General features: G+C 65.9%; 28 protein-coding genes, 1 tRNA gene and 1 riboswitch. Of the genes, 16 read left to right on the top strand and 13 right to left on the bottom strand.

Annotated elements, in window-relative coordinates; genetic code table 11:
• Positions 1-3: 3 nt before the first annotated feature.
• The 4 genes from G6N27_RS11260 to G6N27_RS11245 are packed head-to-tail and all read right to left on the bottom strand — an operon-like array spanning position 4 to position 6,492.
• Entirely contained in the window at positions 4-1,986 is a 1,983-nt protein-coding gene (locus G6N27_RS11260; protein ID WP_163776402.1) for an acetyl/propionyl/methylcrotonyl-CoA carboxylase subunit alpha, read from the bottom strand.
• Positions 1,987-1,992: 6 nt separating this feature from the next.
• Complete coding sequence (locus tag G6N27_RS11255; protein WP_163781670.1) at positions 1,993-3,582, bottom strand: acyl-CoA carboxylase subunit beta; 1,590 nt, start codon at positions 3,580-3,582, stop codon at positions 1,993-1,995.
• A gap of 52 nt (positions 3,583-3,634) precedes the next feature.
• A complete protein-coding gene (locus tag G6N27_RS11250) occupies positions 3,635-4,783 on the bottom strand; it encodes an acyl-CoA dehydrogenase family protein (protein WP_163776401.1) in 1,149 nt (382 codons plus the stop codon).
• Positions 4,780-6,492, bottom strand: coding sequence for an acyclic terpene utilization AtuA family protein (locus tag G6N27_RS11245; RefSeq protein ID WP_163776400.1), 1,713 nt, complete (start codon positions 6,490-6,492; stop codon positions 4,780-4,782). Before G6N27_RS11245 ends, G6N27_RS11250 begins: the two co-directional genes overlap by 4 nt.
• 192 nt (positions 6,493-6,684) lie before the next feature.
• Between G6N27_RS11245 and rpmF the strand changes: the two genes are divergently transcribed.
• From rpmF to G6N27_RS11220, 5 genes are all read left to right on the top strand, one after another.
• The gene (gene rpmF, locus G6N27_RS11240) at positions 6,685-6,858 is read left to right on the top strand and encodes a 50S ribosomal protein L32 (RefSeq protein ID WP_163776399.1); all 174 of its coding nucleotides are present in this window, start codon (positions 6,685-6,687) and stop codon (positions 6,856-6,858) included.
• A gap of 107 nt (positions 6,859-6,965) precedes the next feature.
• The gene (locus tag G6N27_RS11235) at positions 6,966-7,652 is read left to right on the top strand and encodes a response regulator transcription factor (RefSeq protein WP_163781668.1); all 687 of its coding nucleotides are present in this window, start codon (positions 6,966-6,968) and stop codon (positions 7,650-7,652) included.
• Positions 7,652-9,196 carry a HAMP domain-containing sensor histidine kinase gene (locus G6N27_RS11230; protein WP_163776398.1) on the top strand — a complete coding sequence of 515 codons (1,545 nt, stop codon included), beginning with the start codon at positions 7,652-7,654 and terminating at the stop codon, positions 9,194-9,196. Before G6N27_RS11235 ends, G6N27_RS11230 begins: the two co-directional genes overlap by 1 nt.
• 57 nt (positions 9,197-9,253) lie before the next feature.
• Positions 9,254-10,663, top strand: coding sequence for a S1C family serine protease (locus tag G6N27_RS11225; protein WP_163776397.1), 1,410 nt, complete (start codon positions 9,254-9,256; stop codon positions 10,661-10,663).
• Positions 10,663-11,205 (top strand): MogA/MoaB family molybdenum cofactor biosynthesis protein, encoded by a 543-nt coding sequence (locus G6N27_RS11220; protein WP_163776396.1) that lies wholly within the window; start codon positions 10,663-10,665, stop codon positions 11,203-11,205. The genes G6N27_RS11225 and G6N27_RS11220 overlap by 1 nt, the downstream gene beginning before the upstream one ends.
• A gap of 158 nt (positions 11,206-11,363) precedes the next feature.
• Here the strand turns inward: G6N27_RS11220 and mscL are convergent, their stop codons facing one another.
• From mscL to G6N27_RS11200, 4 genes are all read right to left on the bottom strand, one after another.
• Positions 11,364-11,801 (bottom strand): large-conductance mechanosensitive channel protein MscL, encoded by a 438-nt coding sequence (gene mscL / locus G6N27_RS11215; protein ID WP_163776395.1) that lies wholly within the window; start codon positions 11,799-11,801, stop codon positions 11,364-11,366.
• A 111-nt stretch (positions 11,802-11,912) separates the two neighbouring features.
• On the bottom strand, positions 11,913-12,575 hold the full coding sequence (locus G6N27_RS11210) for an SAF domain-containing protein (protein WP_163776394.1): 663 nt from the start codon (positions 12,573-12,575) through the stop codon (positions 11,913-11,915).
• Positions 12,576-12,640: 65 nt separating this feature from the next.
• A complete protein-coding gene (locus G6N27_RS11205; RefSeq protein WP_163776393.1) occupies positions 12,641-13,006 on the bottom strand; it encodes an FmdB family zinc ribbon protein in 366 nt (121 codons plus the stop codon).
• Between the two features lie 105 nt (positions 13,007-13,111).
• Positions 13,112-14,425, bottom strand: coding sequence for a PPE family protein, SVP subgroup (locus G6N27_RS11200; RefSeq protein ID WP_163776392.1), 1,314 nt, complete (start codon positions 14,423-14,425; stop codon positions 13,112-13,114).
• Between the two features lie 165 nt (positions 14,426-14,590).
• Here G6N27_RS11200 and G6N27_RS11195 point away from each other — a divergent pair, with 165 nt between their 5' ends.
• Positions 14,591-15,289, top strand: a complete 699-nt coding sequence (locus G6N27_RS11195) for an HNH endonuclease family protein (protein ID WP_232064961.1) — start codon at positions 14,591-14,593, stop codon at positions 15,287-15,289.
• On the opposite strand, the gene G6N27_RS11190 is transcribed toward G6N27_RS11195, so the two are convergent.
• The gene (locus tag G6N27_RS11190) at positions 15,286-15,873 is read right to left on the bottom strand and encodes a 5-formyltetrahydrofolate cyclo-ligase (protein WP_163776391.1); all 588 of its coding nucleotides are present in this window, start codon (positions 15,871-15,873) and stop codon (positions 15,286-15,288) included. The genes G6N27_RS11195 and G6N27_RS11190 overlap by 4 nt on opposite strands.
• A gap of 24 nt (positions 15,874-15,897) precedes the next feature.
• Between G6N27_RS11190 and G6N27_RS11185 the strand changes: the two genes are divergently transcribed.
• From G6N27_RS11185 to G6N27_RS11160, 6 genes are all read left to right on the top strand, one after another.
• A complete protein-coding gene (locus G6N27_RS11185; RefSeq protein ID WP_163776390.1) occupies positions 15,898-16,812 on the top strand; it encodes a UTP--glucose-1-phosphate uridylyltransferase in 915 nt (304 codons plus the stop codon).
• A gap of 39 nt (positions 16,813-16,851) precedes the next feature.
• Positions 16,852-18,129 carry a molybdotransferase-like divisome protein Glp gene (gene glp / locus G6N27_RS11180; protein ID WP_163776389.1) on the top strand — a complete coding sequence of 426 codons (1,278 nt, stop codon included), beginning with the start codon at positions 16,852-16,854 and terminating at the stop codon, positions 18,127-18,129.
• Between the two features lie 21 nt (positions 18,130-18,150).
• On the top strand, positions 18,151-18,804 hold the full coding sequence (locus G6N27_RS11175) for a GNAT family N-acetyltransferase (RefSeq protein ID WP_163776388.1): 654 nt from the start codon (positions 18,151-18,153) through the stop codon (positions 18,802-18,804).
• Between the two features lie 167 nt (positions 18,805-18,971).
• Entirely contained in the window at positions 18,972-19,970 is a 999-nt protein-coding gene (sepX, locus tag G6N27_RS11170; RefSeq protein WP_163776387.1) for a divisome protein SepX/GlpR, read from the top strand.
• A gap of 45 nt (positions 19,971-20,015) precedes the next feature.
• Positions 20,016-20,088: transfer RNA gene (locus G6N27_RS11165), tRNA-Ala, on the top strand.
• A gap of 105 nt (positions 20,089-20,193) precedes the next feature.
• Complete coding sequence (locus tag G6N27_RS11160; RefSeq protein ID WP_163776386.1) at positions 20,194-20,784, top strand: hypothetical protein; 591 nt, start codon at positions 20,194-20,196, stop codon at positions 20,782-20,784.
• Positions 20,785-20,786: 2 nt separating this feature from the next.
• On the opposite strand, the gene G6N27_RS11155 is transcribed toward G6N27_RS11160, so the two are convergent.
• On the bottom strand, positions 20,787-21,335 hold the full coding sequence (locus G6N27_RS11155) for a TetR/AcrR family transcriptional regulator (RefSeq protein ID WP_163776385.1): 549 nt from the start codon (positions 21,333-21,335) through the stop codon (positions 20,787-20,789).
• Between the two features lie 164 nt (positions 21,336-21,499).
• Between G6N27_RS11155 and G6N27_RS11150 the strand changes: the two genes are divergently transcribed.
• Entirely contained in the window at positions 21,500-22,720 is a 1,221-nt protein-coding gene (locus G6N27_RS11150) for a cytochrome P450 (RefSeq protein WP_163776384.1), read from the top strand.
• 7 nt (positions 22,721-22,727) lie between these two features.
• On the opposite strand, the gene G6N27_RS11145 is transcribed toward G6N27_RS11150, so the two are convergent.
• On the bottom strand, positions 22,728-23,567 hold the full coding sequence (locus G6N27_RS11145) for a serine hydrolase (RefSeq protein WP_163776383.1): 840 nt from the start codon (positions 23,565-23,567) through the stop codon (positions 22,728-22,730).
• Positions 23,568-23,622: 55 nt separating this feature from the next.
• Positions 23,623-23,689, top strand: a riboswitch (guanidine-III (ykkC-III) riboswitch).
• Between the two features lie 13 nt (positions 23,690-23,702).
• Here G6N27_RS11145 and G6N27_RS11140 point away from each other — a divergent pair.
• Positions 23,703-24,017 carry a DMT family transporter gene (locus G6N27_RS11140; RefSeq protein WP_163776382.1) on the top strand — a complete coding sequence of 105 codons (315 nt, stop codon included), beginning with the start codon at positions 23,703-23,705 and terminating at the stop codon, positions 24,015-24,017.
• Here the strand turns inward: G6N27_RS11140 and G6N27_RS11135 are convergent.
• On the bottom strand, positions 24,014-24,961 hold the full coding sequence (locus G6N27_RS11135) for a lysophospholipid acyltransferase family protein (RefSeq protein ID WP_163776381.1): 948 nt from the start codon (positions 24,959-24,961) through the stop codon (positions 24,014-24,016). The two genes, G6N27_RS11140 and G6N27_RS11135, sit on opposite strands and share 4 nt — an antisense overlap.
• Positions 24,962-25,039: 78 nt before the next feature.
• Here G6N27_RS11135 and G6N27_RS11130 point away from each other — a divergent pair, with 78 nt between their 5' ends.
• Positions 25,040-25,615 (top strand): TetR/AcrR family transcriptional regulator, encoded by a 576-nt coding sequence (locus G6N27_RS11130; protein ID WP_163776380.1) that lies wholly within the window; start codon positions 25,040-25,042, stop codon positions 25,613-25,615.
• Between the two features lie 148 nt (positions 25,616-25,763).
• Positions 25,764-26,126 (top strand): PAS domain-containing protein, encoded by a 363-nt coding sequence (locus tag G6N27_RS11125; protein WP_163776379.1) that lies wholly within the window; start codon positions 25,764-25,766, stop codon positions 26,124-26,126.
• Here G6N27_RS11125 and G6N27_RS11120 read toward each other — a convergent pair.
• Positions 26,123-26,803, bottom strand: coding sequence for a TetR/AcrR family transcriptional regulator (locus G6N27_RS11120; RefSeq protein ID WP_163781663.1), 681 nt, complete (start codon positions 26,801-26,803; stop codon positions 26,123-26,125). The two genes, G6N27_RS11125 and G6N27_RS11120, sit on opposite strands and share 4 nt — an antisense overlap.
• Positions 26,804-26,814: the final 11 nt, after the last annotated feature.

Here is a 26,814-nt window from a genome sequence, read left to right as displayed (position 1 = left end):
TGGTTACGAATCCTCGGGGGTTTCGACGCGCGCCAGGATGGCGCCGACCTCCACTTGATGTCCGGTGTCGACATTGAGTTCGGCGAGCATGCCGTCGGCCGGTGCGGTGATGGTGTGCTCCATCTTCATCGCTTCCAGCCAGATCAGCGGCTGACCGGCCGTCACGGCATCACCGATCGCAGCCCCGAGCCGAATCACGTTGCCCGGCATGGGAGCTACCAGCGAGCCTTTCTCGACGGCCGACCCCGGCTCGGGGAAGCGTGGCAACGCCGTCAGGTGAACCGGCCCGCGCGCCGAGTCGACGTAGACGTCCTGCCCGTAGCGGTTCACCGTGTACCTGCGGGCCACCCCGCTGCCATCGGCCAACACCACGTCGTCGGCCGACGCCGAGACCAACTGGAGCGATTCGTCACCGGGCAGCATCAAACCCGTTCGGGTGAAGCGGTATTCGACGCGGTGCTCGTCGCCGCTGTCGTCGACATAGGTTTTGACCTGGTAACCGGACGCCAGGTTGCGCCAACCGCTGGGTATGGAGCCGAACACCCCGGATGTCTTGGCCGTCGAGCGGTTGTGCGCCGCATCGGCAAGCGCGGCTGCGATCGCCGACAGCCGAATGTCCTCGGCGTCGACCAGCGGACGGGCCAGCTCGGCCAGGTCGTGGGTGGCGAAGAACGCCGTGTCGGTGGCGCCGTCCAGAAATGCCTGGTGCCGCAAGACGTTGACCAGCAAATCGCGGTTGGTGCGCACACCGTGGATGCGGCTGCGGGTCAGCGCATCGGCCAGCACCATCGCTGCCTGGTGGCGGGTCGGGGCATACGAGATGACCTTGGCCAGCATCGGGTCGTAGTGGATCGAGACGACCGACCCGTCGACGATGCCGGAGTCCAGCCGGATTCCCGTGCGCGCGCCGAGGGTGGCGAACTTGGTGCGCGCCGTCGGCACGTCGATGTGCTGCACCAGGCCCGCCTGAGGCTGCCAGTCCTTGGCCGGATCCTCGGCGTACAGCCGCGCCTCGATCGAATATCCTTGTGCCGCTGGTGGTTCAGCATCCAACCGGCCGCCGTCGGCAACGTGGATCTGCAGCTCGACCAGGTCGAGTCCGGTGGTCTCCTCGGTGACCGGGTGCTCGACCTGCAGTCGGGTGTTCATCTCCAGGAAGTAGAACTCGCCGTCGTTATCGGCGAGGAACTCCACGGTGCCCGCCCCGGTGTAGCCGATCGCGCCGGCAGCCAGCCTGGCCGCCTCGAACAGCTTGGCCCGCATGCCCGGTACCCGCTCGACCAACGGCGACGGCGCTTCTTCGATGATCTTCTGGTGTCGACGCTGGATCGAGCATTCCCGTTCGCCGACGGCCCACACGGTGCCGTGGGTGTCGGCCATGACCTGGACCTCGACGTGATGTCCGGTGGGCAGATAGCGCTCGCAGAACACGGTCGGATCGCCGAATGCCGATTGGGCCTCACGCTGAGCGGCGGCGACTTCGCTTGGCAATGCGTCCAATTCATGCACCACCCGCATGCCGCGCCCGCCGCCGCCGGAGGATGCCTTGACCAGCACCGGCAGTTGGGCGGTGGTGACCGATTCCGGGTCGAGTTCGTCGAGCACCGGAACACCGGCCGCCGCCATCATCTTCTTGGATTCGATCTTGGAGCCCATCGCGCGCACCGCGTCGATCGGGGGACCGATCCAGGTCAGGCCCGCATCGGCGACGGCCTTGGCGAATTCGGCGTTCTCCGAAAGGAACCCGTAGCCCGGATGCACCGCGTCGGCTCCGGCGGCGCGGGCTGCGGCGATCAGCGCCTCGGTGTTGAGATAGTCGTTGACCTTCGGCAGGCGCACCCGGGCGTCTGCCTCGGCCACATGTGGCGCGTCGGCGTCCGGGTCGGTGTCCACCGCGACCGTGCCCAGGCCCAGCCGCCGGCACGTGGCGAACACGCGCCGGGCGATCTCCCCGCGATTGGCGACAAGTACTCGATTAATTGACACCGGCGATCACATCCGGAAGACGCCGAAGTTCGACGTCCCTTTGATCGGGCCATTGGCGATGGCGGACAGACACATTCCCAGCACGGTGCGGGTGTCGCGCGGGTCGATCACGCCGTCGTCGTAGAGCATGCCGGAGAGCACCATCGGCAGCGACTCGGCCTCGATCTGGCCTTCGACGGCGGCCCGCATCGCGGCGTCGGCCTCCTCGTCGACCTGCTGGCCGCGGGCCTCGGCCGCCGCCCGTGCCACGATCGACAGCACGCCCGCCAGCTGCGCGCCACCCATGATCGCGGATTTGGCGCTGGGCCAGGCGAATAGGAACCGGGGATCGTAGGCGCGCCCGCACATGCCATAGTGGCCGGCACCGTACGACGCGCCGATCAGCAGCGAGATGTGCGGGACGGTCGAGTTGGAGACGGCGTTGATCATCATCGAGCCGTGCTTGATCATGCCGCCTTCCTCGTAGTCCTTGCCCACCATGTATCCGGTGGTGTTGTGCAGGAACAACAGTGACGTGTCGTAGCGGTTGGCCAACTGGATGAACTGGGTGGCCTTCTGTGATTCCTCGCTGAACAGCACGCCGCGGTGGTTGGCCAGAATGCCGAGCGGGTAGCCGTGCAGCCTCGCCCAGCCGGTCACCAGCGACGAGCCGTACATCGGCTTGAATTCGTCGAATTCGGAGCCGTCCACGATGCGGGCGATCACCTCGCGGGGATCGAACGGGATGCGTAGGTCAGCCGGCACAATGCCGATCAGCTCTTCGGCATCGAGCAGCGGCTCGATGACCGGCCCGGGCGCCGGTCCCTGTTTGCGCCAGTTCAGCCGGGCCACGATGCGGCGCCCGATCCGGATCGCGTCGAGTTCGTCGGCGGCGAAGTAGTCGGCCAAACCCGAAATGCGGGCATGCATTTCGGCACCACCCAGCGATTCGTCGTCGGATTCCTCGCCGGTGGCCATCTTCACCAGCGGGGGACCGGCAAGGAACACCTTGGAGCGTTCCTTGATCATCACCACGTGATCGGACATACCCGGCACGTAGGCACCACCCGCGGTTGAGTTGCCGAACACCAAGGCGATGGTGGGGATCCCGGCCGCCGACAGCCGGGTCAAGTCGCGGAACTGTTGCCCGCCCGGGATGAAGATCTCCTTCTGGACGGTCAGGTCACCGCCACCCGACTCCACCAAGGTAATCACCGGCAACCGGTTTTCCAAGGCAATCTGGTTGGCGCGGAAGCCTTTTTTGATGGTCCACGGGTTGCTGGTGCCACCTTTGACGGTGGGATCGAACGCGGTGACCATGCATTCGACGCCCTCGATCACGCCGATACCGGTCACCGTGGTGGCCCCGACCTGATATTGGCTGCCGTAGGCGGCCAGCGGGCTGAGTTCCAGGAACGGCGAATCGGGGTCGAGCAGCAGCTCGATGCGCTCGCGAGCGGTGAGCTTGCCGCGAGAGTGGTGGCGCTCCACGTACTTCGGTCCGCCGCCCGCCAGAGCCTTGCCGTGCTCGACGTCGATCTCGGCGAGCTTGGCCATCATGGCCTCCGCCGCGTCGGAGTACGCTTCGGCCCTCGGGTCGAGGGTGGAATGCAATATCACAGCGACCACCGACGATGCAGAGCGTAGCGATGGGGAGGAGGCGGACAGATCATGATTGATATCCCAACGTCTTGGCGGCCAGTGCGGTCATGATTTCGGTTGTTCCACCGCCGATTCCGAGGATCCTCATATCGCGGTATTGGCGTTCGATCTCGGATTCGGCCATGTAGCCCATCCCGCCGAACAACTGAACTCCTTGATTTGCCACCCATTCTCCGGCTTCGACCGCGGTGTTCTTGGCGAAGCACACCTGGGCCAGCAGATTGGTCTCGCCGGCTTGCTGGCGCTCGACGACGTTGCGCGCATAGACCCGGGCGACGTCGATGCGGCGGGCCATCTCGGCCAGCGTGTTCTGCACCGACTGGCGGGATATCAGCGGACGGCCGAACGTCTCGCGGTCGCGGCACCACTGGACGGTGATGTCCAGACAGCGCTGTGCACTCGAATACGCCTGCGCGGCGAGGCCGATTCGTTCTGCGACGAAGGCCTGCGCGATCTGGGCGAAGCCGCTGTTCTCGGCGCCGACGAGATTCTCGGCGGGAACCCGTGCATCGACGTAGGACAACTCGGCGGTGTCCGAAGACCGCCAGCCCATCTTGTCCAGCTTGCGGGTTACTTCGAATCCTGGTGTGCCCTTTTCGACGACGAGCAGCGAAACGCCGGCGGCGCCCGCGCCGCCGGTGCGCACCGCGGTGACGACGTAGTCGGCCCGCACGCCGGAGGTGATGTAGGTCTTGGCGCCGTTGACGATGTAGTGGTCGCCGTCTTTGACCGCCGTGGTGCGTAGATGCCCGACGTCGGAGCCCCCGCCGGGTTCGGTGATCGCCAATGAACCGATCAGCTCACCGGCCAGCGTCGGGCGGACGAAAGTGTCGATCAGCCGCTGGTCGCCCGACTCGATCATGTGCGGCACGGCGATACCGCAGGTGAACAGTGACGCGAACACACCGCCGGGGACGCCGGCCTCGTGCAATTCCTCGCAGATCACCACGGCGTCGGCTCCGTCGCCGCCGCCACCACCGACAGCCTCCGGGAAGTTCGCGCCGAGCAGGCCGGATTGGCCTGCGCGGCGGTGCAATTCGCGTGGTAAATCGCCGCTGCGTTCCCACTCGTCGACGTGTGGCAGTATTTCCCGGTCGGCGAACGAGCGGGTGGTTTTGCGGAGCTGGTCGCGCTCAGGTGTGGTCCAGATGCTCACAGCAGCCCTTCTGGTATGTCGACGTGACGGCTGCGCAGCCATTCGCCGAGCCCTTTGGCCTGGGGATCGAAGCGCGCTTGGTAGGCCACCCCCTGGCCGAGGATGCCGTCGATGACGAAGTTCACCGCGCGCAGGTTGGGCAGCAGGTGCCGGGTCACTGGCAGGTGGGCTGTCTCGGGCAGTAGGTCTTTGAGCAACTCGACGGTGAGGGTGTTGGCCAGCCAGCGCCACTGCTCGTCGGTGCGCACCCAGACCCCGACGTTGGCCGACCCGCCTTTGTCGCCGCTGCGGGCGGCGGCGATCCGGCCCAGCGGGACCCGCCGGGTCGGTGTGCCAGCCAACGGCTCCGGCAGCGCCGGCGCATCAGCCGGTTCGAGCTCGAGAGTGTCCGTGGCGCAGGGAATCTCGATGCGGGTGCCGTCGGCGTGCACGGCTGTGTGCCGCACCTTGGCGGCGTCGACGAAGCCGGGGGTGAACACCCCGTAGACCTGACCGTCGCCGGGCGGCGCGGTCACGGTGAATCCCGGATAGCTCGCCAAGGCCAATTCGACTGCAGCCGAAGAGAACTGGCGACCGACGTTAGCCGGATCGGGGTCACGGACCACGCAGCGCAGCAGCGCGCTGGCCGCCTCTTCGGTGTCGGCGTCCTCATGGTCGGTGCGGGCCAGCGTCCATTCCAGCTCGGCCGGCTTGACGGTCAGAGCGTCCTCCAGTTGCCGTCGTACCAACGCGGCCTTGGCGTCGATGTCCAACCCGGTCAGCACGAACGTCATCGAATTGCGGAAACCGCCAATGCTGTTCAGCGACACCTTGAGCGTCGGCGGCGGGGGTTCGCCGGCCACGCCGCTGACCCGGACCCGGTCGTCGCCATCGGAGGACAGCTCGATGGTGTCCATCCGGGCGGTGACGTCCGGGTTGGCGTATCGCGCGCCGGTGATCTCGTAGAGCAGTTGGGCGGTGACGGTGTCGACGCTGACCAGCCCGCCGGTGCCGGGGTGTTTGGTGATCACCGACGAGCCGTCGGCGTGAATCTCGGCCAGCGGGAAGCCGGCGTAGCTCAGGTCTGGAATTTCGGTGAAGAACGAGAAGTTGCCGCCGGTGGCCTGGATGCCGCACTCGATGACGTGGCCGGCGACCACGGCGCCCGCGAGTTGGTCGTAGTCGGTCCGGCCCCAGCCGAAGTGCGCGGCCGCGGGCCCGACCGTCACCGACGCGTCCGTCACCCGACCGGTCACCACGACATCCGCGCCGGCGTTGAGGCAGTCGACGATGCCCCAGGCGCCCAGGTAGGCATTGGCGGTCAGCGGCTTGCCCAGGCCCAGTTCTTCCGCCCGGGGGGAGAGGTCGTCGCCGTCGACGTAGGCGACCCGGACCGGCACCCCCAGGCGCTCCGCCAGCGCCCGTACGGCGTCGGCCAGTCCGGCGGGATTGAGGCCGCCGGCGTTGGCGACGATGCGCACCCCACGGTCCTGTGCCAGTCCCAGGCATTCCTCGAGTTGAGTCAGGAAGGTCTTGGCGTAACCGCGTTCGGGGTGCTTCATCCGGTCGCGACCGAGGATCAGCATGGTCAGCTCGGCCAGATAGTCACCGGTCAGGTAGTCCAGTTCGCCTCCGACCAGCATTTCCCGCATCGCGGAAAGCCGATCGCCGTAGAAGCCGGAGCAGTTCCCGATGCGAACCGGAGCCGGGGCACCCACAGCAGACGCCACCCGTGTACTCCCTCCGTCGGACGTACCAACCAACCGGTAGGTTAGCGGGTACCGCCGGTCCTACGTCAAGGCTGCCCAGTGATCTTCGGAGCCGATTTTTGCCTGCAGCAGGTCACCGACTACTATTGGCCATAATCGTCGCTGCCTAGGCTCGTTCCGCGGCGACCCCCCTACCAGGAGTAAGGCCTGATCATGGCTGTGCCAAAGCGCAGGATGTCGCGCTCGAACACCCGCAGTCGGCGCGCGCAGTGGAAGGCCGCCAAGCCTGAGCTTGTCGGTGTGACGGTGGCCGGTCAGCAGCACAAGGTGCCTCGCCGGCTGCTCAAGGCGGCGCGCCTCGGTCTGATCGATCTCGAGCGACGCTAAATTATTTGCCGTGAGCACTGTCTCCCGGCGTATTGACGAGCAATTCGCGGCAGTCGGTTTGCCGACCTCTCAGCCGGTTCTCAGGCGATTGGATGAAACTGGTGGTCGTGCGAATTCTTGTCGTTGACGACGACCGCGCAGTGCGCGAGTCACTGCGTAGATCCCTGTCCTTCAATGGCTACTCCGTGGCATTGGCGGAAGACGGCGTCGAAGCCCTGGAGATGATCGCTGCCGACCGACCCGACGGGGTCGTTTTGGATGTGATGATGCCGCGGCTGGACGGCCTGGAGGTGTGCCGCCAGCTCCGCAGCACGGGCGACGATCTGCCCATCCTGGTCCTGACCGCCCGCGACACGATCTCCGAGCGGGTCGCCGGTCTGGACGCGGGTGCTGACGACTATCTGCCCAAGCCCTTCGCGCTCGAAGAGCTGCTCGCTCGCATGCGTGCGCTGTTGCGCCGCACGAAAATCGAAGACAACACCGAATCGGTCGCGATGACATTCGCTGATCTCACCCTCGATTCGGTGACGCGCGAAGTCACGCGGGGAAACCGCCAAATCAGTCTTACCCGCACAGAATTCGCTTTGCTGGAAATGCTGATCGCCAATCCGCGACGTGTCCTGACCCGCAGCCGGATTCTCGAAGAGGTCTGGGGTTTCGACTTTCCCACCTCGGGTAATGCGCTGGAAGTGTATGTCGGATACCTCCGTCGCAAGACCGAAGCCAACGGCGAACCGCGATTGATCCACACCGTCCGCGGAGTGGGTTACGTGCTTCGCGAAACACCCCCCTGATGCCGCTGAAGTCCCTCAAGACGTTGTTCCGCCGCCGAAATCGGGGCTCGCTGCGAACCAGTACCTCGTTGTCGCTTCGGTGGCGGGTGATGCTGCTGGCCATATCGATGGTGGCCATGGTCGTCATCTCGATGGCCGTCGCGGTGTACGCGGTGATCTCCGCGGCGCTCTACAAAGACATCGACAACCAGCTGCAGAGCAGGGCGCAGCTGTTGATCGCCAGCGGATCGTTGGCCGCCGATCCGGCCAAGGCCATCGAGGGCACCGCGTATTCCGATGTGAACGCGATGCTGGTGAACCCGGGCCGGTCGATCTTCACCGCCAACCAGGAAGGCCAGAGCCTGCCGGTCGGGCAGGCGGAGAAGGCGGTCATCCGCGGCGACCTGTTCATGTCCCGCCGAACGGCGTCCGGTCAGCGAGTGCTGGCCGTACACCTGCCGAACGGCAGTTCGCTGCTGATCTCCAAGAGCCTGGCGCCGACCGATGCGGTGATGACCAAGCTGCGGTGGGTGCTGCTCATCGTCGGCGGCGTGGGGATGGCCGTGGCGGCCGTCGCCGGCGGCATGGTCACCCAGGCCGGGCTGCGTCCGGTCGGCAGGCTCACGCGGGCGGCCGAACGCGTGGCGCGCACCGACGACCTGCGGCCCATCCCGGTGTTCGGCAGCGACGAATTGGCCCGGCTGACTGAGGCTTTCAACATGATGTTGCGTGCGCTGGCCGAATCCCGCGAACGCCAGACCCGCCTTGTCGCCGACGCCGGTCACGAACTGCGTACCCCATTGACGTCGCTGCGCACCAACATCGAACTGCTGATGGCGTCGACGCAGCCGGGCGCCCCGCCGATACCCGAACAGGAAATGGTCGATCTGCGTACCGACGTGATCGGGCAGATCGAGGAATTGTCCACGCTGGTCGGCGATTTGGTGGATCTCACTCGCGACGACGCCGGCGGAGCGGTGCAGGAGCCGGTCGACATCAGCGAGGTCATCGACCGGAGCCTGGAGCGAGTTCGCCGGCGCCGCAACGACGTTGAGTTCGATGTCGAGGTGACGCCCTGGCTGGTCTACGGCGACAGTGCCGGGCTGTCCAGGGTCGTGGTGAATCTGATGGACAACGCCGCCAAGTGGAGTCCAGCGGGCGAGCACGTCGGCGTGCGGCTTCGGCAGTTGAATGCAACGCACGCCGAGTTGGTGGTCTCCGACCACGGGCCGGGTATCCCGGCGCACGAGCGTGAGTTGGTGTTCGAGCGGTTCTTCCGCTCGACCACTGCTCGGGCGATGCCCGGTTCGGGCTTGGGCCTGGCGATCGTGAAGCAGGTGGTGCTCAAACACGGCGGCGCGCTTCGCGTCGAGGAGACCGTTCCCGGTGGCGAGCCCCCCGGAACGTCGATATTCGTCTTGCTGCCGGGGCGTCCGATACCGGTCTCCGATTTCCCCGCCGACGGGAAAGACGCGCTGGATATCGACGGCGCAGCAACGCCGGGGAACTCTCCAGGTCCAGCGAACGTTATCTCAGTCGACTCTCAGACCACGCAGGCAAGGTAGTTATCCAGTTACTGTTTGAGTCTGACCCCTCTGCACGAGAAAGAGCGACCTAGCGACATGACGAATCACCCGAGGTATTCGCCACCGCCGCAGCAGCACGGATACCGTCCCGGTTCCGAACAGCGCGGAGCCACAGGCTATGGGCAGCAGCAAACATATCCGCAGGGGTATGACTGGCGTTACGGACAGCAACCACAGCAACCACAGCAGCGACAGCCGTACGGTCCGTTCGCCGGCGGTCCGGGCGGGCCGTTGCCGCCCCAGCCGGGAGGGCCGCGAAAGCGTTCTCGCGCAGGCGCATTGACCGTTGGCGCAATCGCGGTCGCCGTGGTCTCGGCGGGCATCGGCGGCGCGGCCGCATCGGTGATCGAGCATCACGGCCAGCTCGCCGCGACTGCCGACGGGGCGTTGCCGGGCGGCGCGACTCCGGGTATGCCGGCGGCCAATGCGCCGGCGGGCAGCGTCGAGGCGATCGCCGCCAAGGTGGTGCCCAGCGTGGTCATGCTCGAGACCAATATCGGTCGTCAGTCCGAGGAAGGGTCGGGCATCGTCCTGTCCGCGGACGGGTTGATCCTGACCAACAACCACGTCGTCGCGACCGCGGCCGGGAAGCCGCCTTCGCCGCGCGACCGCGAGCAGCGGCCCGACGACCAGGCCCCTCCTGGCGCCCCGGAGCCCGACCCGGCGGCCCCCGGCGGAGCCAAGCCGAAAACCACGGTGACGTTCTCGGACGGACGCACCGCTGAGTTCACCGTCGTCGGTACCGACCCGACGACCGACATCGCAGTCGTTCGCGTGCAAGGCGTTTCGGGCTTGACACCGATCAACCTCGGCTCGTCGGCGAATTTGCGGGTCGGCCAGCCGGTGATGGCGGTCGGTTCGCCGCTCGGCCTGGAGGGCACGGTCACCACCGGTATCGTCAGCGCGCTCAACCGGCCGGTGTCGACGACCGGTGAGACCGGCAACCAGAACACCGTGCTCGATGCCATCCAGACCGACGCCGCGATCAACCCGGGTAACTCCGGCGGCGCGTTGGTCAACATGAGCGGACAACTGGTCGGCGTCAACTCGGCGATCGCCACGCTCGGCGGTGAGTCGCAGGACGCGCAGAGCGGCTCGATCGGACTCGGCTTCGCGATCCCCGTCGACCAGGCCAAGCGCATCGCCGACGAGCTGATCAGCAGCGGTACCGCGGCGCACGCCTCACTGGGCGTTCAGGTCACCAACGACAAGGCGACCCCTGGCGCGAAAGTCGTCGACGTGGTGCCCAACGGCGCGGCGGCTGCCGCCGGCATGCCCGGCAACGTAGTGGTCATCAAGGTCGACGACCGCACCGTCAACAGCGCCGACGCGTTGGTGGCCGCCGTGCGATCCAAGGCGCCCGGCGACAAAGTGACGCTGACGTACAAAGACCCGTCAGGCGCCACCAAGAAAGTACAGGTCACGCTCGGCAAGGCGCAGCAGTGATGAGAGTCGCCGCGCCGCGGTTGGACCCCAGATATACGGTTGCACCCATGGAACAGGGCGCGGAGTTGGTGGGCAGGGCACTCGTCGTCGTCGTTGACGACCGAACCGCCCACGGCGACGAGGACCATAGCGGTCCGTTGGTCACCGAGCTGCTGACCGAAGCCGGCTTCGTCGTCGACGGCGTTGTGGCCGTCGCCGCCGACGAAGTGGAGATCCGCAACGCGCTCAACACCGCGGTCATCGGGGGAGTGGATTTGGTGGTCTCCGTCGGTGGCACCGGCGTGACCCCTCGCGATGTCACCCCCGAAGCGACGCTGGACATCCTCGACCGCGAGGTCCTCGGTATCGCCGAGGCGATCCGCGCCTCGGGGTTGTCCGCGGGCATCATCGAAGCGGGGCTGTCGCGTGGTCTGGCCGGAATCTCGGGCAGCACGTTGGTGGTGAACCTCGCCGGCTCCCGCTACGCGGTGCGTGACGGCATGGCGACCCTCAACCCGCTCGCCACCCAGATCATCGGCCAGTTATCCAGTTTGGAGATCTGACGTCGGCATGAGCAGGCCGGTCGGCGACGATCGCGAGGTAGTTCCGCAAACATCGGCAGACGAACGTGATCCAGATGCGAGTCGCGATGTGGAAGCCCACGAACAATGGCTGCGGGACAATGCGCCGCCGCACCACCTCTGAAGCGGCCGCCCCGGGACTACCTGTCCTCGATGGTGGGGCTCTCCGGAGCGTTGGCCGAGTGATGCCCTGATGAGCCGCCGCCGGCTTCGGCGAGCTGATCCCGGATCTGCGTGAGCAGGCTGAGCTCGGTGTCCTCGGCTTGCTTGACCTCACCACGCTTGCGCAGCGTGTTGTAGGGCAGCACGACCAAGAAGTACACCACCGCCGCGATGATGATGAAGTTGATGGCGGCGGACAATGCGACGTTGAAGTCGATGAATTGACCTCCGCCGATATCGACTTTCAAAATCCCGACGTCGGACTTTCCGCCGGCACCGATCCGATCGACCAGCGGCTGGATGACACTTTCGGTGAACTTGGTGACCAAACCGGTAAAAGCGGTACCGATGACGACCGCTACCGACAGGTCGATGATGTTGCCGCGTGCCAGAAACTCCTTGAAGCCCTTCAACATCGAGATGTCCTTTCTCCGGTGGGTAAGCGACAAACGAGATAGAGCCCAAGAAAAACGCTAGTCGAGTCGAGCGGGCCGTGTAAGAGTTTGCTGCCGATCCGGCCGCCGCAGTCAGTGCAGCGTGAGCGTCACGCTCTGCGTTAGCGCGGCGCCGGCCACCGCGTTGGCCGAGGCGGCCGGCAGCGCGATCAGCACCAGACGGTCGTTGGCCGCGCCCTGAGCCTTCGGCTTCGCCGAGACCAGGACCACGACCGCATCGGTCGCGACGACGTGCGAGTTGGGCGGCGAGCTGTTTTCGAACGCGGCCACGACGTCGACGACGTCGCCTGGGCGCACCAGGTCGATCAGCGCGCTGTCCGCCGGGTGCACCGGCACGATCCGGGCGTCGGGCCCCGCGGCCGACTCGGCCAGGCGGCGGCCCAACAGCCGAACGTCGGTGAGCACTTCGCCGCGCCGCGTTGGTCCGGCCAGTGTGGAGCCGACCACGGTGTGGACGTCGGATTGTGAGCCATCGGGAATTGTTAGGGCCGAACGGTTTTCGAGTCGTATGTCGTCGGCTGTCAGCGCGGCGCCCGGGCTCAGGTCGCGGGCGGCAACAACCACTTGGGCTTGGTTACCGTCGGGGTCGGGCCGCAGCGCAGCGGCACCGGCGAGCAGCACCAGGCCGCCCGCGGCAATACGACGGGCCAGCACGGTTCGCGACCAATCCGGTCGCAGCCATTGTGAAATGCGGTCCGGCAACGACGGATTCAACGATTTCGGCGAATCGCCCACGCGACAACCGTAGGCGCGGCACGACGATGTATGCGGCCGTGGACCGGCCGCTTGTGGATAACCGGCTAGCTCGAGGTGGTGGCAGCCGACTTCGAAGTCGACGAGCTGGAAGAGCTGTCGCTGGACGAACTCGACGAGCTGCTCGACTTCTCCGACGAGCTCGACTTGTCGCTGGACGAGCTCGAGCTGTCGCTGCTGGACTTCTCCGATGAGCTCGACGTCGACGAGCCGTTGCTGCCCGAACTCTTCGTCGACTCGCGGCTGTCGGTGCGGTAGAAACCGCTGCCCTTGAACACCACTCCGACGGAGTTGAACAGCTTGCGCAGCCGCCCCGAGCACTTGTTGCAGGTGGTCAGCGAATCTTCGGAGAAGGACTGGACCGCGTCGAAGCGATCGCCGCACTCGGTGCAGGCGTAGCTATAGGTCGGCACACAAACCTCCGTGATGGTCTAAACAGTTAGCACTCTACAGTCTCAAGTGCTAGAACCGCCATGTGGCGCGTGTCATTCCCGGCGCGGCGAGGCCGCTGCCGTGGATCAGCGGGCGAGCAGGCGATCCTTCTCTTTGCTGAATTCCTCGTCGGTCAAAAGCCCGGAATCGCGGAGGTCGCCGAGTTTGATCAGAGCCTCGGCGAACTCGTGAACGTCGGCGGCAATCGCCGCCTTATGTCCGGTCGAGGACGCGGACGTCGCCGACGCAGCACGAACGCCGGCAGCGGACACGACGCGCTGTTGGGGTCGTCCTGGCGTCGGAGTACCGCCGATCGCCCGGCCGGCCATGTTCGCCAGCGCCATCTCACTGAAGAGGCTGCCGGGGCTGCTGGCTGCCATGACTTCCGGGGCGGCGGCCAGGCCGGCGGACGGCGACGTCAACGCGGCGAGCCTGATCTCCGGGGCCGCCACGGTCCAGGCTTGCGGCACCGACAGCCTTCCGACCGTCGGAGCCTGGCCGAGACCCGCCGTCACAGACGGGAGCTCAGCGGGGCTCAATGCCATCGCGGGCTGCGTCAAAATCGTGTCGAGGACAACGCCCCCGGGCAAGCGAAAACCGGCGTCGCGCAACGTTCTCAAAATATCGTCGGCCTTATTTTGCGTCGCCTCATCCCGGAGTTCGTCGTCGTCGAACGACAAGTCGGTGAATATAGAGGTGGTGTTCAATGGAGTCAGCCCAGCCTGAGCCACATTGGGCAAGAACAGCACGACGTCAATAAGGTTCGCCAGCGTGTTCAACGGGTCAGTAACCGCCGCCGGCGATGTGAGGCCCTGCACTGCCGCGGAGGTCGCCAGGGACGCCGCCGCCTGCGCACCCGCCGCGGGCGACGCTCCGGTGGTCGTCTGGGGCGCCGGGGTGAACGGAGTCAGCGTCGTCGCGGACGCCGAGGCGCCCGAGTAGCCGTACATCGCCGACGCATCCTGTGCCCACATCTCGGCGTAGAGACTCTCGGTGAACGCGATCGCCGGGGTGTTCTGCCCGAACAGATTGGTCGCGACCAGCGCCTGCAACAGAGTTCGGTTCGCTGCGATCACGGGCGGCGGCACCATCGCGGCGAACGTCACCTCGAAGGCGGCCGCCGCCGCTTTGGCTTGGGTGGCTGTCTGCTCGGCCTGCAAGGCGGTCGATCGCATCCACGCCACGAAGGGTGCGACGGCGGCTGTCATCGCTGCCGATGCGGCGCCAAGCCAAGGCCCGGCGCTCAGCTCCGAGACCACCGATCCGTATGAGGTTGCCGCCGAATGTAACTCGGCGGCAAGCCCGTCCCAGGCCGCCGCGGCGGCCAGCATCGGCCCTGATCCAGGACCGACATACATCCGCCCGGAGTTGACTTCCGGTGGCAAAAAGGCGAAATCCATTGCTGCACAACCTCCTAGCTGATCGTCATCGCTTCGGTAGCCGCGCCGGGTGCTAGCGCCGATCGCTGCATAGCTGCAGCTTGCGCCTCTATCAGCTGATTGCGTCGACAAATGTTTGGATTAACTTCGACCGGAACGCAAGACCGTGCGCGAGAGTCATATGGCATGAGGACCCGCCGCCGCCGCAACCATGCGTTGGCGATGCTGATCGTCCTCGCCATCGCCGCCGGCGTCGGCTGGTTGTACTACCGCGACAACGTCGACCGCGAACCCGATCCGTCGCCGACCGCGACTCCGAGTTACGACGCGGTCCGCGGCGAGTTGGAAGCGCTACCGGTGCGAGGCTGGGACCCCGTGCGCGACTTCGACCGCTTCCGGTTCGGCGAGCCGTGGAGCGACGAGGTCAACGTGGAGTTCGGTCACAACGGCTGCAACACCCGCGACGACATCCTGCGTCGCGATCTGGCCGATCTACGGGTGCGGCCGGGGACGTGCTTCGCGCAGAGCGGCATCCTGCATGACCCCTATACCGGCGCGACCATCGACTTCGTCCGCGGTCCGGACACCTCCTCGGCCGTACAGATCGACCACGTGGTGTCGCTGTCCGACGCCTGGTACACCGGCGCGCGGGCCTGGGACGACCAGCGCCGCCGTGACTTCGCCAACGACCCGCGCAACCTGCTGGCCGTCGGCGGTCAGGTCAACTTCGACAAGGCTTTTCGCGACGTCGCCTCGTGGCTGCCGCCCAACGCCGCGTTCCGGTGCGCGTTCGTGGCCCGGGCGGTCGACGTGAAAACCGCCTACCAACTGTGGGTGTCGGCCAAGGAGAAGGACGCGATGCGACGGGTCCTTCGGGACTGCTAACCGGCTAACTCGACCAGACCGCGGCCCGGGGTCAACGCGTGGGTCATCGGCACGTCGTGCGGCTCGTGCGGCAGTTCGTCGAGCAATTCCTCGTCGCGGACCACGGCGATCAGGCGCGCGCCCGGATCCCGCAACACCAGCGTGCGGTCGTAGAAGCCGCGACCCCGGCCCAACCGGGCCCCGGAACGGTCGACGGCCAGCGCCGGGACGAGCACGATGCCGGCCTCGGCCACCGCGGTGGCAGGAAGCCACGGCCGGGCCGGTTCGAGCAGCCCGAACCGTGCGGTCACCAGCTGCCCCGGCCGGTATGCACCCCACTGCATCGCCGTCGCGGAGTCGTCGGCGGCCGTACGCGCAACCGGCAGCAGTACCCGGTCGGCGTGCCGCAGCAATGCGTCCAGCATCTCGACAGACCCAGGCTCGGCACCGACGGGCACATAGGCGCACACCACCTCGGCGCTGTTCAACTGGGCATCGACGTGTTCGGCCAGCGACTGCGCCTCGGCCGCCCGGACGTCGTCGTTCACCGAACGACGGGCTGCCAACAGCCGTTCTCGCAATGCGGCCTTGCCCGCGCTCGCCACAGGGTCAACGATATGGTTTCAACGATGTCTCGCTCACAGGTTTCGGTTCCACGCACCGCGATAGTGCCCGCGGCCGGTCTGGGCACGCGTTTCCTGCCTGCGACCAAGACCGTGCCCAAAGAGCTGCTTCCCGTCGTCGACACCCCGGGCATCGAGTTGGTGGCCGCCGAGGCGGCCGCGGCCGGCGCCGAGCGGCTGGTCATCATCACCTCCGCGGGCAAGGACGGCGTGGTCGCGCACTTCGTCGAAGACCTGGTGCTGGAAGGCACGTTGGAGGCGCGGGGCAAGAAGGCCATGCTGGCCAAGGTTCGTCGGGCGCCGGGGCTGATCAAGGTCGAGTCCGTCGTGCAGACCGAGCCGCTGGGCCTCGGACACGCGATCAGCTGTGTCGAGCCGGTGCTGTGGGCCGACGAGGATGCCGTCGCGATCCTTCTTCCCGATGACTTGGTGTTGCCGACGGGTGTGCTGGAGACGATGTCGAAGGTGCGCGCCGAGTACGGCGGCTCGGTGTTGTGCGCGATCGAGGTGAAGCCCGACGAGATCAGTGCCTACGGCGTTTTCGACGTCGAGCCGGTGCCCGGCGCCGACAGGGACGTCCTCAAGGTGAAGGCCATGGTGGAGAAGCCGAAGGCCGAAGACGCGCCGTCGCTGTATGCGGCGGCGGGCCGCTACGTCCTGGACCGCGCCATCTTCGATGCGCTGCACCGGATCAAGAAAGGCATCGGCGGCGAAATGCAGCTCACCGACGCCATCGCGCTGCTGATCGACGAAGGACACCCGGTCCACGTCGTCGTTCATCGCGGCTCCCGACACGACTTGGGAAATCCCGGCGGCTACCTCAAGGCTGCGGTTGACTTTGCCTTGGACCGTGACGACTACGGGCCGGACCTGCGGCGGTGGCTGGTCACTCGGTTGGGCCTCGCCGAAGCCGAAGACTAGCGGCTGGTCCGTCGCAGCTCGACGGCAGAAAGGCGCGCTGTGCGTTCGGTAGAAGAGCAACAAGCCCGGGTATCGGCCGCCGCGGTGGCGCCGAGGCCGGTGCGCGTCGCCATCGCCGAGGCACAAGGCCTGCTGTGCGCCGAAGAGGTCGTCACCGAGCGCCCGTTGCCCGGTTTCGACCAGGCCGCGATCGACGGGTACGCGGTGCGCAGCGTCGACGTTCTCAGTGTCGGTGAAGCCTCCGATGATCGCGTCGACGACGAGGCCGGGTCGGTGGCGCATGACGGAGTGACGCTTCCGGTGATGGGCAGCATCCAGGCCGGCACCCGGACACCCAGCAGGCTGCAGCCGGGGCAGGCCGCGCGAGTGCAGACCGGTGCGCCGCTGCCGACGCTGGCCGACGCGGTGCTGCCGTTGCGCTGGACGGACGGCGGACAGTCCAAGGTGCGGGTGCTGCGCGGTGTCCGCTCCGGTGCCTACGTGCGACGTACCGGTGATGACGTGCAACCCGGTGACGTCGCCGTGCGCGCCGGGACGATCATCGGCGCTGCGCAGGTCGGGCTGCTGGCCGCGGTGGGCCGGGAACGGGTGTTGGTGCATCCGCGTCCGCGGGTGTCGGTGCTGGCCGTCGGCGGAGAACTGGTCGACATCTCCCGCACCCCCGGCAACGGGCAGGTCTACGACGTCAACTCCTACGCCCTGGCCGCCGCCGCGCGGGACGCCGGCGCGGAGGTGAACCGGGTCGGGATCGTCAGCAACGATCCCAATGAGCTCGGCGAAGTGGTCGGGGGGCAGCTCAACCGCGCCGAGATCGTGGTGATCGCCGGCGCGGTCGGGGGAGCCGCGGCTGAAGGGGTACGTTCGGTGCTCGCCGAGCTCGGCGACATGGAAGTCACAAGGGTCGCAATGCATCCCGGCTCCGTGCAGGGCTTCGGACAGCTGGGCCGCGACGGTGTGCCGACGTTTCTGTTGCCCGCGAATCCGGTCAGCGCGCTGGTGGTGTTCGAGGTGATGGTGCGGCCACTGATCCGGCTGTCGCTGGGTAAGCGGCAGCCGATGCGCCGAGTCGTGCAGGCTCGCACGCTGTCGCCCATCACCTCGGTGGCGGGCCGCAAGGGTTTTCTGCGCGGCCAGCTGATGCGCGACCAGGACACCGGCGAATACCTGGTGCAGGCGCTCGGGGGTGCACCCGGCGCCTCGTCGCACCTGCTGGCGACGTTGGCTGAGGCAAACTGTCTGGTCATGATTCCCCGGGACGCGGAGCAGATCCGCACCGGCGAGATCGTCGAAGTCGCGTTCCTGGCTCAACGTGGCTGACCGGCTCGGCGGATTGCGTTCGTGAACCTCTGGGGCTCCAGCTCTCAACATCCCGGCTGGCCGACCCGGGTTGGACCGCTGCGGGTGGCCGCCGGTGTCGTGCGGCTGCGCGCGGTGCGGCTGCGCGATGCGTCGCAATGGAGTCGCATCCGCCAGGCCGACCGAGCGCATCTCGAGCCCTGGGAGCCCAGCACCGAGGCCGATTGGACTGTCCGCCATTCGATTTCGGCGTGGCCCGCGGTGTTTTCCAGTCTGCGCTCTGAAGCCCGCAAGGGTCGCATGCTGCCGTACGTGATCGAGCTGGACGGCGAGTTCTGCGGGCAGCTGACCATCGGTAACGTGACCCACGGTGCCTTGCGGTCGGCGTGGATCGGCTACTGGGTGTCCAGCTCGGTCACCGGCGGCGGCGTCGCGACCGGAGCGCTGGCGCTCGGCCTGGACCATTGCTTCGGCCCGGTGATGTTGCATCGCGTGGAAGCCACGGTGCGACCGGAGAACGCCGCGAGCCGGGCGGTGCTGGCAAAGGTTGGATTTCGTGAAGAGGGGCTGCTGCGCCGCTACCTGCAAGTCGACGGAGGCTGGCGCGATCACCTGCTGGTGGGCCTGACAGTCGAGGAAGTGTACGGGTCGGTGACGTCAGCGCTGGTGCGTGACGGTCACGCCAGTTGGGTCTAGCTGGACATAGTCGAGCAAATATGCGCGGCGTGTCGTGTTACAAACGTGACTTTAGTGACCAATGATGCTTGTCAGAGGTAAATTACAGGGATGTAGTTGTCCTGGACGAACCTCGATCGGATGCGTCGGCTACCGGTCATGCCTGTCGGTGAAAGGAGCGGGTCACGATGCCAAGTATCCCGCAATCATTGCTCTGGATATCGCTCGTGGTGCTCTGGCTGTTCGTGTTGGTCCCGATGCTCGTCAGCAAGCGCGACGCGGTGCGTCGCACCAGCGACGTGGCGCTGGCGACGCGCGTGCTGAACAGCGACACGGCGGGCCGGCTGATCAAGCGAGTCGGGGTGTCGGCAGGACACCGTACTGACCCGGACTGGCAACCCGAACACGACGAACACGACGAATACGACGAACTCGACGACGCCGACGACGATGACGCACCGACGTCACGCGTCGTCGCCGCGGTCGCGGTCACGGCGCCTGTCGAAGTGACCGGGCCCGATTATCTGGACGTCGACGTCATCGACCCGGACTCCCCGGCCCTGCCGGCAGGCGAAGCCGTGGCCGAGGAAGAGACCGACGATACCGAGGTGAGTCTTGCCCTCGACGACGACGAGGACGAGGACGCGGTCGACGACGACGATGCTGACCAATACGAGTACGTCGACGACACGTCGGGGATACCGGTCGCCGCCGAAGAACCGCCGCCTGCGACCACACCGGCGTTCTCCCGTCGGCATCGGCATGACGCGGACACCGCCGCCGCGGTCACTGCTCGCAAGTACGCCTTCCGCAGGCGGGTGCTGATGGTCATGGCGTCGATGTTGGTGGCCTCGGCCGGAGCGGCCTTCCTGTTGACCTCCTCGGCGTGGTGGTTGTTCAGCGTCACCGCGGCAGCGACCGTGCTCTACCTGGGATATCTGCGCCGGCAGACCCGGATCGAAGCGCGCGTGCAGCGCCGCCGGATGCAGCGGATGGCCCGTTCGCAATTGGGCGTGGAAAACACCTACGACCACGAGTTCGATGTGGTCCCGTCGCGGTTGCGCCGTCCGGGGGCCGTGGTCCTGGAGATCGACGACGAGGACCCGATCTTCGAGCATCTCGAATACGCGCCGTACGCGAGGGATTACAGCTGGCACCGGGATCTGCCGCGAGCCGTCGGGCAGTAGACGGTTCGGCGAGTTCGGCAGCGACTGGTAGCCTGCTACCGATCAGGGGCTATGGCGCAGTTGGTAGCGCGACTCGTTCGCATCGAGTAGGTCAGGGGTTCGATTCCCCTTAGCTCCACAGAGTTTGTGGTCAGGCCGGGCTAATTTCTGCTCAGCAGAATCTCCGGGGGCGGGAAGACAACCGGCATCGATGGCGCGCAGACATGATCCGGCGTGGGCCTTGATGATCGGCGCGTTCGGCGGTGGGCTCGCTCTTGCGACAGCCGTACTGGCCGTATGCGGCACCGGTTCAGATGGCATCGCGATCGGGGTGCGCCTGACAGCACGCTGGTCGTTCCTTTTCTTCTGGCTTTCCTATACCGGCGGCGCGATGGCTGTGCTGTTCGGCCCGGCGTTCGCCGGGTTGGCGCGGCAGGCCCGAGCGCTGGGTCTGGCGTTCGCCGCCGCGCTTCAAGTTCACATCGGACTGGTCATCTGGCTGGGCGTCGTCAGAGGCCAGATTCCGCTTCAGGGTGCCGTGTTGTATTTCTTCCTGGTCGGACTGCTGTTCACATATCTATTGGTGCTGCTGTCCTTTGGAATCGGAACGCGCAACCTGGGACGGCTGTGGCGGCCCGTGTTGCTGCTGGCTACGACGTACATTCTGATCGCGTTCGGCCGGGACTTCGTGCCGGGCGCATTTGACCGAAAATCGCTGGACTGGCTCTACGCCGCCGAATATGTGCCGTTCGCGCTACTGAGCCTTGTCGCGATTCCGCTGCGCCTTGCCGCGTTTTTTCGCAAGCGCCTTCGCGTGCCAGCTGCCGCGTCCTGACGCTACGGCTCGAATGCGGGCGCGACGAAGCGCTGCACAATCCGGCGCTCGGTGTCGGCATCGGCGGCCGGCCAGTAGATCAGTGACATGACGACTCGCGCGATCCAGAAGGCAGCGAGTTCGTCGTCCTCGGTGAGGCCGTTGAGTTCCGTCGATAATCCGGCGACGATCGCGGAGTCTTTCAACCACGACATATCCTGGGCGCGAATCGATCTCAGCATGAGTTGACCCAGCGGGTCGGATCGAATCTCGGCCAGCGCCACCGTGATCGCCGTGACGATCCGCTCAGAACCACTGAGATGCTCTACTGCGCGACGAACCCCGTCAGTGATTCGGCTCGCGGCCCGCCGCAGCGCCTCATCGCGAATCTTGGCCTTGCCTCCTGCATGCCGGTAGACCGTGGCGGGTGAGCAGTGGACCCTTGCGGCGAGTGTTTCGATGGTGAACGCGTCCAAACCTTCTCGGGCGAACAGGTCGGTAGCGACGGCATAGATCCGCTCCGCCGCCGCCTCCTGCCGCGTTCGTCCCAATACCCAGTCGTCGCGAGCCATGAGAGTCAGTTTCTCACTATTGAGAAAGATATGGTGATAATTCTCACGGCTTGCGCAGGTCAAATGCACCGTGTGCGAGGTGGTGCTCGACACCTCCGGAACTGTGCCTCTCAACTTTCCCGTCACTCGTTGACGGGTCGAGGGGCGGCGATCAGCCTGGGTGAATGACCGTGCGCGACGGCCGGCTCGGCCTCGAATTGTTCGACGACGAGAGCATTCAGAATCCCTATCCGCTTTACGAGCGGATGCGCGCTCGAGGGCCGGTCCATCCAGTCGGCGACTCCGGATTTCACGCGGTGTGTACCTGGGACGCGATCAACGACGTGATAGCTCGGCCAGAAGACTTCTCCTCCAACCTGACCGCCGTGCTGACCTACCAAGACGGCCAGGTCGGTACGTTTGCGATGGGGGAGCTCGGCGGAGACATCCAAGCCTTGGCTACTGCCGACGATCCCGCTCATGCGATACACCGCAGGTTGTTGGTGCCACAGTTTGCCGCCAAGCGCGTCAAAGTTCTCGAAGGCCTCGTCTATCAGGCCGCACAGCAACTGTGGGACAACGGCATTCACCTCGGCTCCATCGAGTGGATGTCCGCGATGGCCAATCGTCTGCCGATGATGATCGTCAGCCGCTTGATCGGGCTTCCCGACGAGGATGCCGAACAAATCATGCGCTGGGGATTTGCCGCCACCAAGCTCGTCGAAGGACTCGTCGGCCAAGTCGAGCTGGACCGGGCCGGCGTCGCCACCATGGAACTTGCCGGATACATCAGCGAGCATTTCCAGCGGGCCGCCGCCAACCCGAAGGACAACCTGCTCGGCGACCTCGCAATCGCCCGCGCTGCTGGCCAACTGGGAGATATGACGGCGCTCAACATCATGGCCACGTTGTTCAGCGCCGGAGGCGAGTCCACCGCATCGTTGATCGGCTCAGCGGCGTACATGCTCGCCAGCAGGCCGGACGTCCAGCGGCATGTGCGTGAAAACCCTGGTCTCCTTGGCGGTTTCCTGGAAGAGGTGCTCCGCCTCGAACCGCCGTTCCGCGAGCACTATCGCCATGTCGTCTGCGACACGACGCTAGCCGGGGTAGACCTGCGGGCAGGAGACCGGCTGCTGCTGTTGTGGGGTTCTGCCAATCGAGACTCGTCACACTTCGACCACCCTGACGAGTTTCGGCTCGACCGCCGAGACGGCAAAGGGCATATAAGTTTCGGCAAGGGCGCACACTTCTGCGTCGGTGCTGGTATCGCCCGCCTCGAAGCCATGATCGTGATCGGCGAACTCCTGCGTCGCACATCGTATTTCGCAACATCCGAGCCCGTCCGCTGGTTACCGAGCCTGCTCGTCCGGCGTCTCGAACGACTCGAGCTGGCGGTTGCCTGCTGAGGGCGCGTCACGGCACTGTGTGCTCAATTGCCTCTCGCAGCGCTTTGCCCATCGCGCTCATGCCGGACAGTGCCGCGCCCGTCGCGCTGCGGTCTGACGTATCCCAGTTGGCGATCACGGCGTATGAGAATCGGAAACCGTTGTGCCCCACAGTCCCGACGTCGGCTCTGATCCCAGGATCGCTGCCTGTCTTGTTTCGCAGGAAGAAGTCGCCGCTCGACGTCGCATGCGACAGTGGGTCGAGTCCGAATGCGGACGCCACCATGGAGAGATCGACGCCCGTCGCAAGCCAGTCGCCCACTGTCACCGAGACTGCCTGCGATACCAGCTCTTTCGCGGATATCCGGCTCATCAGGCTCGACAACTCCGATGCCGATCCGGTCGAAAATGTCGCCGGGTCGCCTGGTCCGCGATGGTGTCGAACGTAGTCGAGCACCGCCGTATCTGCCAAGCCCAGCGACGCGCCCAGCTCCCGAACCCGTTGCAGGCCAATGCGCTTCACAAGCACATTGGTCGCCACGTTGTCGCTGACGCTGGCCACCAAGATGCAGAGGTCATGCACTGACAGCTCATCGATGCGTAGGTGCTGCCACAGGCCCGAGTCGGCGATCAGCAGCGTCGGGTCTCGAGCGAGAAGTTCGCCGCCGCTGAGCATCCCCGCGTCACACTGCCGTGCGACCTCGACGAGGATCAGCAGCTTGCCGACGCTCGCGATCTCCATGCTGCGGTCGGCGTTGCGGCCGGCCAGTGCATCACCCGTGGCATCTCGGATGGAGATTGCCCAGTCGATATCCGTCGCGGCGTTCACCACGTCGTCGATCGACGCCTGCAGCGTGCGGTGCGGCATTCTCGCTCCAACCGTCGTGCCGGGCATTCTCAAGAGCATTGTTGTACCGTCGCATACGCAACTCCACATGTGGGTGTTGGCGGACGAGGGAGCAGTACCCGCTCAGACAAGACTGACTCGGAGGAGGGTCTTGTCGTGGCGTGGCTGATACTCGTGCTGGCCGGCTTTTTCGAATCGGTGTGGGCGATCGCGTTGGGCGAATCCCACGGCTTCCATCGCTGCATCCCCACGCTGATTTTTGCGGTCGCTCTGCCGGTCTCCATGGTCGGACTGGCCGCAGCGATGAACTCGTTGCCGACCGCGACCGCCTACGCGGTGTGGGTGGGCATCGGCGCCAGCCTGACCGCGCTGTGGGGGATCGCCACCGGCGCAGAGCCGGCATCGCTTGCTCGGGTGGCGCTGTTGGCGCTCTTGGTGGGTTCCGTGGTCGGACTCAAGCTCGTGAGCTAGCCGCGGTGCGGTTGGCGTTCTTCGGTCGAATCATGGTTTTTGCCAACAGGTTTCAGGTGTGCCGGCTGAACCGCGCTCGGCCAGGCCAGTGGATTGAGATTGCGGAACGGATCGTCGGCGCGGATCGCCTGTAGGTCGGCGAGAATTTCCTGCAGCGACCGTCGGGTGTTCTCTCGAACCGTCTCGACCCAGCTCGCGGCGCTCGCGCTGCCCGGCCGGGTGGTGTCGATCGGTTCTCCGAACGCCAGGTACATCCGCTGCGGGCGGGGGATGAGCGTCGGGCCGACACCGCGCATCAGTGGCATGGCCATGTCGGTGCGACCGGACAACCGCTCACTGAGCGATTGGCTCAACTTGCCCCACCTGCTGTCGCGGGCAAACAGGCTCTGGTACACGTCATCGCCGCCGACCAGCCCGACGGGAACAATCGGATAGTCGTTATCGATGGCCACCCGCGCGAACCCACTGCGACCCTCCCAGCGCAGTTGGTACTCCTCGCCTTTGAACTTGGCGATCTCGCGGCCACCGCCCGGAAACACCAGCACGGTTTGGTTGTGCCGCATCAGTTCTCGCGCGGTGTCGGGGTGACCGACCACACCGCCGTAGGCCGCGATCACGTCTTTGGCAAGACCACGCGCCTCGCCCATACCCCGCTCGGCCAATGGCCGGACTCGCACACCCAGTTCACGCCGCAGGTAGTACGAGGTGAGGTACACCTCCAGGAAGGTCTGAGTGTGGTTGCCGACGAGGAGGAACCGCCCGTCGCGCGGCAGGTTCGTCAACCCGTCGACGTAGGGCCGATACAGCTCGATCAGCGGATGGATGTTGTCGCTGACATTGCCCAGCAGGTGTTTCAGCGCTTTCGCTCGACGAGACGGGTTCATGATCGCGTCCAGGTCCTCAGCGGTCACGGTCTTCTTGCCTTCCGGCGGTCGTAGTCGCATAGGCCGGCTCCCCTCAACATTTCGACGACGTGGCACCACGCTACCAGACGAACTAGTTCGTTCGGTTACGATGCTGCTGTGAGGTCGAAGACAGAGCTGCGCGAAGAGATCCTCGCCGCCGCCCGCGCCGAGTTCGCTCAGTACGGACTGGCGGGGTCCCGCATCGACCGGATCTCGTCCGCCGCCCGGGCGAGCAAAGAGCGGTTGTACGCGCATTTCGGCGACAAGGCGACGCTGTTTCGGGACGTCGTCGCCGCGGACGGTCGGCGATACTTTGCCGCGTTTCGTATGCGGCCCGAGGCGGTAGCGGAGTTTGTCGGCGACGTCTATGACTTGGCGCGCAGTCACCCCGAGCACCTGCGAATGCTCACCTGGGCGAGGTTGGAGGGCCTGACGATCGAACCGCCGGCGTTCGATGACGAGGCGCCACCGGACCACGCTCTCGCGACGATCGAGGCCGCCCAAGCGGCGGGCAAAGTCGACTCGTCGTGGGCGCCGGCTGACTTACTGGTCTTGCTGTTCGGAATTGGCTTGGCGTGGGCCCAATTTCCCGATCCACATCCTGAGGCCGCCGCTGACCCGACCGTCGTCGCATCGCGGCGTGCGGCCGCCGTCGAAGCGGCCTCGCGGATCATTGCGCCGACCGCTCGATAGACCAGAGCGATGCCGCGAATCGGTCGCCTGCGTTCACAAGAAGTTCGGACTTCCGGACTATTGCTCGATCAGTTCACCTGCGACTGCCTCGATGAACCATAATCGGGACGTGGAGCGACGACGGAACGGCCGCGGGGGGGAGTCGCCGATGGCGACTTTGAAGCAGTTGCCCGCGCTCGTCGTGCTCGAAAGAATCCCGGTCCCCGTGCTCGCGATCGCGCAGGACGGCGCACTGGTGTTCGCCAATTCGGCATTCTCCGACATGGTCGGCCGCGCACCAGACGACGTGCTGTCGTTGAAATTCGAGGAGATCTTCCACCTGCCGCTCACCGCTGAATCGGCGGTGTCGATTGTTCAGTCGCTGGCGAACGAGGTCGTCGAGTTGGCACATCGGGACGGGTCGAGCGTGCGCGCGTTGATGAGCAGGTCGGCGTTGATTCGCGCCGACGATGACATCGCGTTGGCCACGTTCCAGGACCTGACCGAGCAATTGTGGCTTGACGAGCGCTAGGTTCCGGGAGTCGCCGGCGGGCTGATGGCCTTGACCGCCAGCGCCGTGCGCCGCTTGAGGAATTGGTTGAAGTAGCTCATGCGGTCGGGTTGCACAATTGCCCGCAACACCGTCGAGAACGCCTTCTCGAAATCGCTCAGCAAAACCACCGGGTCGTCCAGCGTGCTGGCCTGGCGCATACCCATATAGATCGACACCAGCAGGCGTCCGATGTCCTGCGGATCCCCGTGTTCGACGATGTCTCCCTCGCGAATCCCGCGCTCGGCGATCTCTCCGAGTAATTCGATCCAGCCACCGAGCAGGCGTTCCTGCAATTTCTCGGTTCTTCCCACTGACTCGAGAAGATTGAAAGCCGCCCTGGTGACGTCCTGGGTGATGTCGTCGATGGCCACCAGGTAGGTGACGTCGATGAGGCTCTCCAACCCGGACAGCTTCCGCGCGAGCAGGTCTTTGATCTGGCTGGCCGATTTGGCGGTCTGCTCGTCGACGATCGCCAAGGCGAGCGCGTGCTTGGAGCGGAAGTGAAAATACATCGCGCCCTTGGTCAATTGCGCATCCGACAGGATGTCGTCGAGGCCGACCGCGTAGTACGGACGCTGGGCGAATTGGTGGGCGGCGGCTCGCAGAATGTGCTCGCGAGTCGTGTCGGACCGCTTGTCCGTGGATTCGGTCATGATGGCATCTCTAT

The sequence above is a fragment of the Mycobacterium cookii genome, from assembly GCF_010727945.1.
Lineage (GTDB): Bacteria > Actinomycetota > Actinomycetes > Mycobacteriales > Mycobacteriaceae > Mycobacterium > Mycobacterium cookii.
The sequence above is the reverse complement of the archived record's forward strand: the minus strand, read 5'-3'. Positions and strand labels throughout refer to the sequence as shown.

Coding starts and splice junctions, on each gene's coding strand:
- G6N27_RS11160 (WP_163776386.1), top strand. CDS start 20,194: ATGATCGGCGCGTTCGGCGGTGGGCTCGCTCTTGCGACAGCCGTACTG.
- mscL (WP_163776395.1), bottom strand. CDS start 11,801: ATGTTGAAGGGCTTCAAGGAGTTTCTGGCACGCGGCAACATCATCGAC.
- G6N27_RS11195 (WP_232064961.1), top strand. CDS start 14,591: ATGAGGACCCGCCGCCGCCGCAACCATGCGTTGGCGATGCTGATCGTC.
- G6N27_RS11185 (WP_163776390.1), top strand. CDS start 15,898: ATGTCTCGCTCACAGGTTTCGGTTCCACGCACCGCGATAGTGCCCGCG.
- G6N27_RS11145 (WP_163776383.1), bottom strand. CDS start 23,567: ATGCCGCACCGCACGCTGCAGGCGTCGATCGACGACGTGGTGAACGCC.
- G6N27_RS11155 (WP_163776385.1), bottom strand. CDS start 21,335: ATGGCTCGCGACGACTGGGTATTGGGACGAACGCGGCAGGAGGCGGCG.
- G6N27_RS11220 (WP_163776396.1), top strand. CDS start 10,663: ATGAGAGTCGCCGCGCCGCGGTTGGACCCCAGATATACGGTTGCACCC.
- G6N27_RS11225 (WP_163776397.1), top strand. CDS start 9,254: ATGACGAATCACCCGAGGTATTCGCCACCGCCGCAGCAGCACGGATAC.
- G6N27_RS11230 (WP_163776398.1), top strand. CDS start 7,652: ATGCCGCTGAAGTCCCTCAAGACGTTGTTCCGCCGCCGAAATCGGGGC.
- G6N27_RS11200 (WP_163776392.1), bottom strand. CDS start 14,425: ATGGATTTCGCCTTTTTGCCACCGGAAGTCAACTCCGGGCGGATGTAT.
- G6N27_RS11125 (WP_163776379.1), top strand. CDS start 25,764: ATGGCGACTTTGAAGCAGTTGCCCGCGCTCGTCGTGCTCGAAAGAATC.
- rpmF (WP_163776399.1), top strand. CDS start 6,685: ATGGCTGTGCCAAAGCGCAGGATGTCGCGCTCGAACACCCGCAGTCGG.
- sepX (WP_163776387.1), top strand. CDS start 18,972: ATGCCAAGTATCCCGCAATCATTGCTCTGGATATCGCTCGTGGTGCTC.
- G6N27_RS11135 (WP_163776381.1), bottom strand. CDS start 24,961: ATGCGACTACGACCGCCGGAAGGCAAGAAGACCGTGACCGCTGAGGAC.
- G6N27_RS11150 (WP_163776384.1), top strand. CDS start 21,500: ATGACCGTGCGCGACGGCCGGCTCGGCCTCGAATTGTTCGACGACGAG.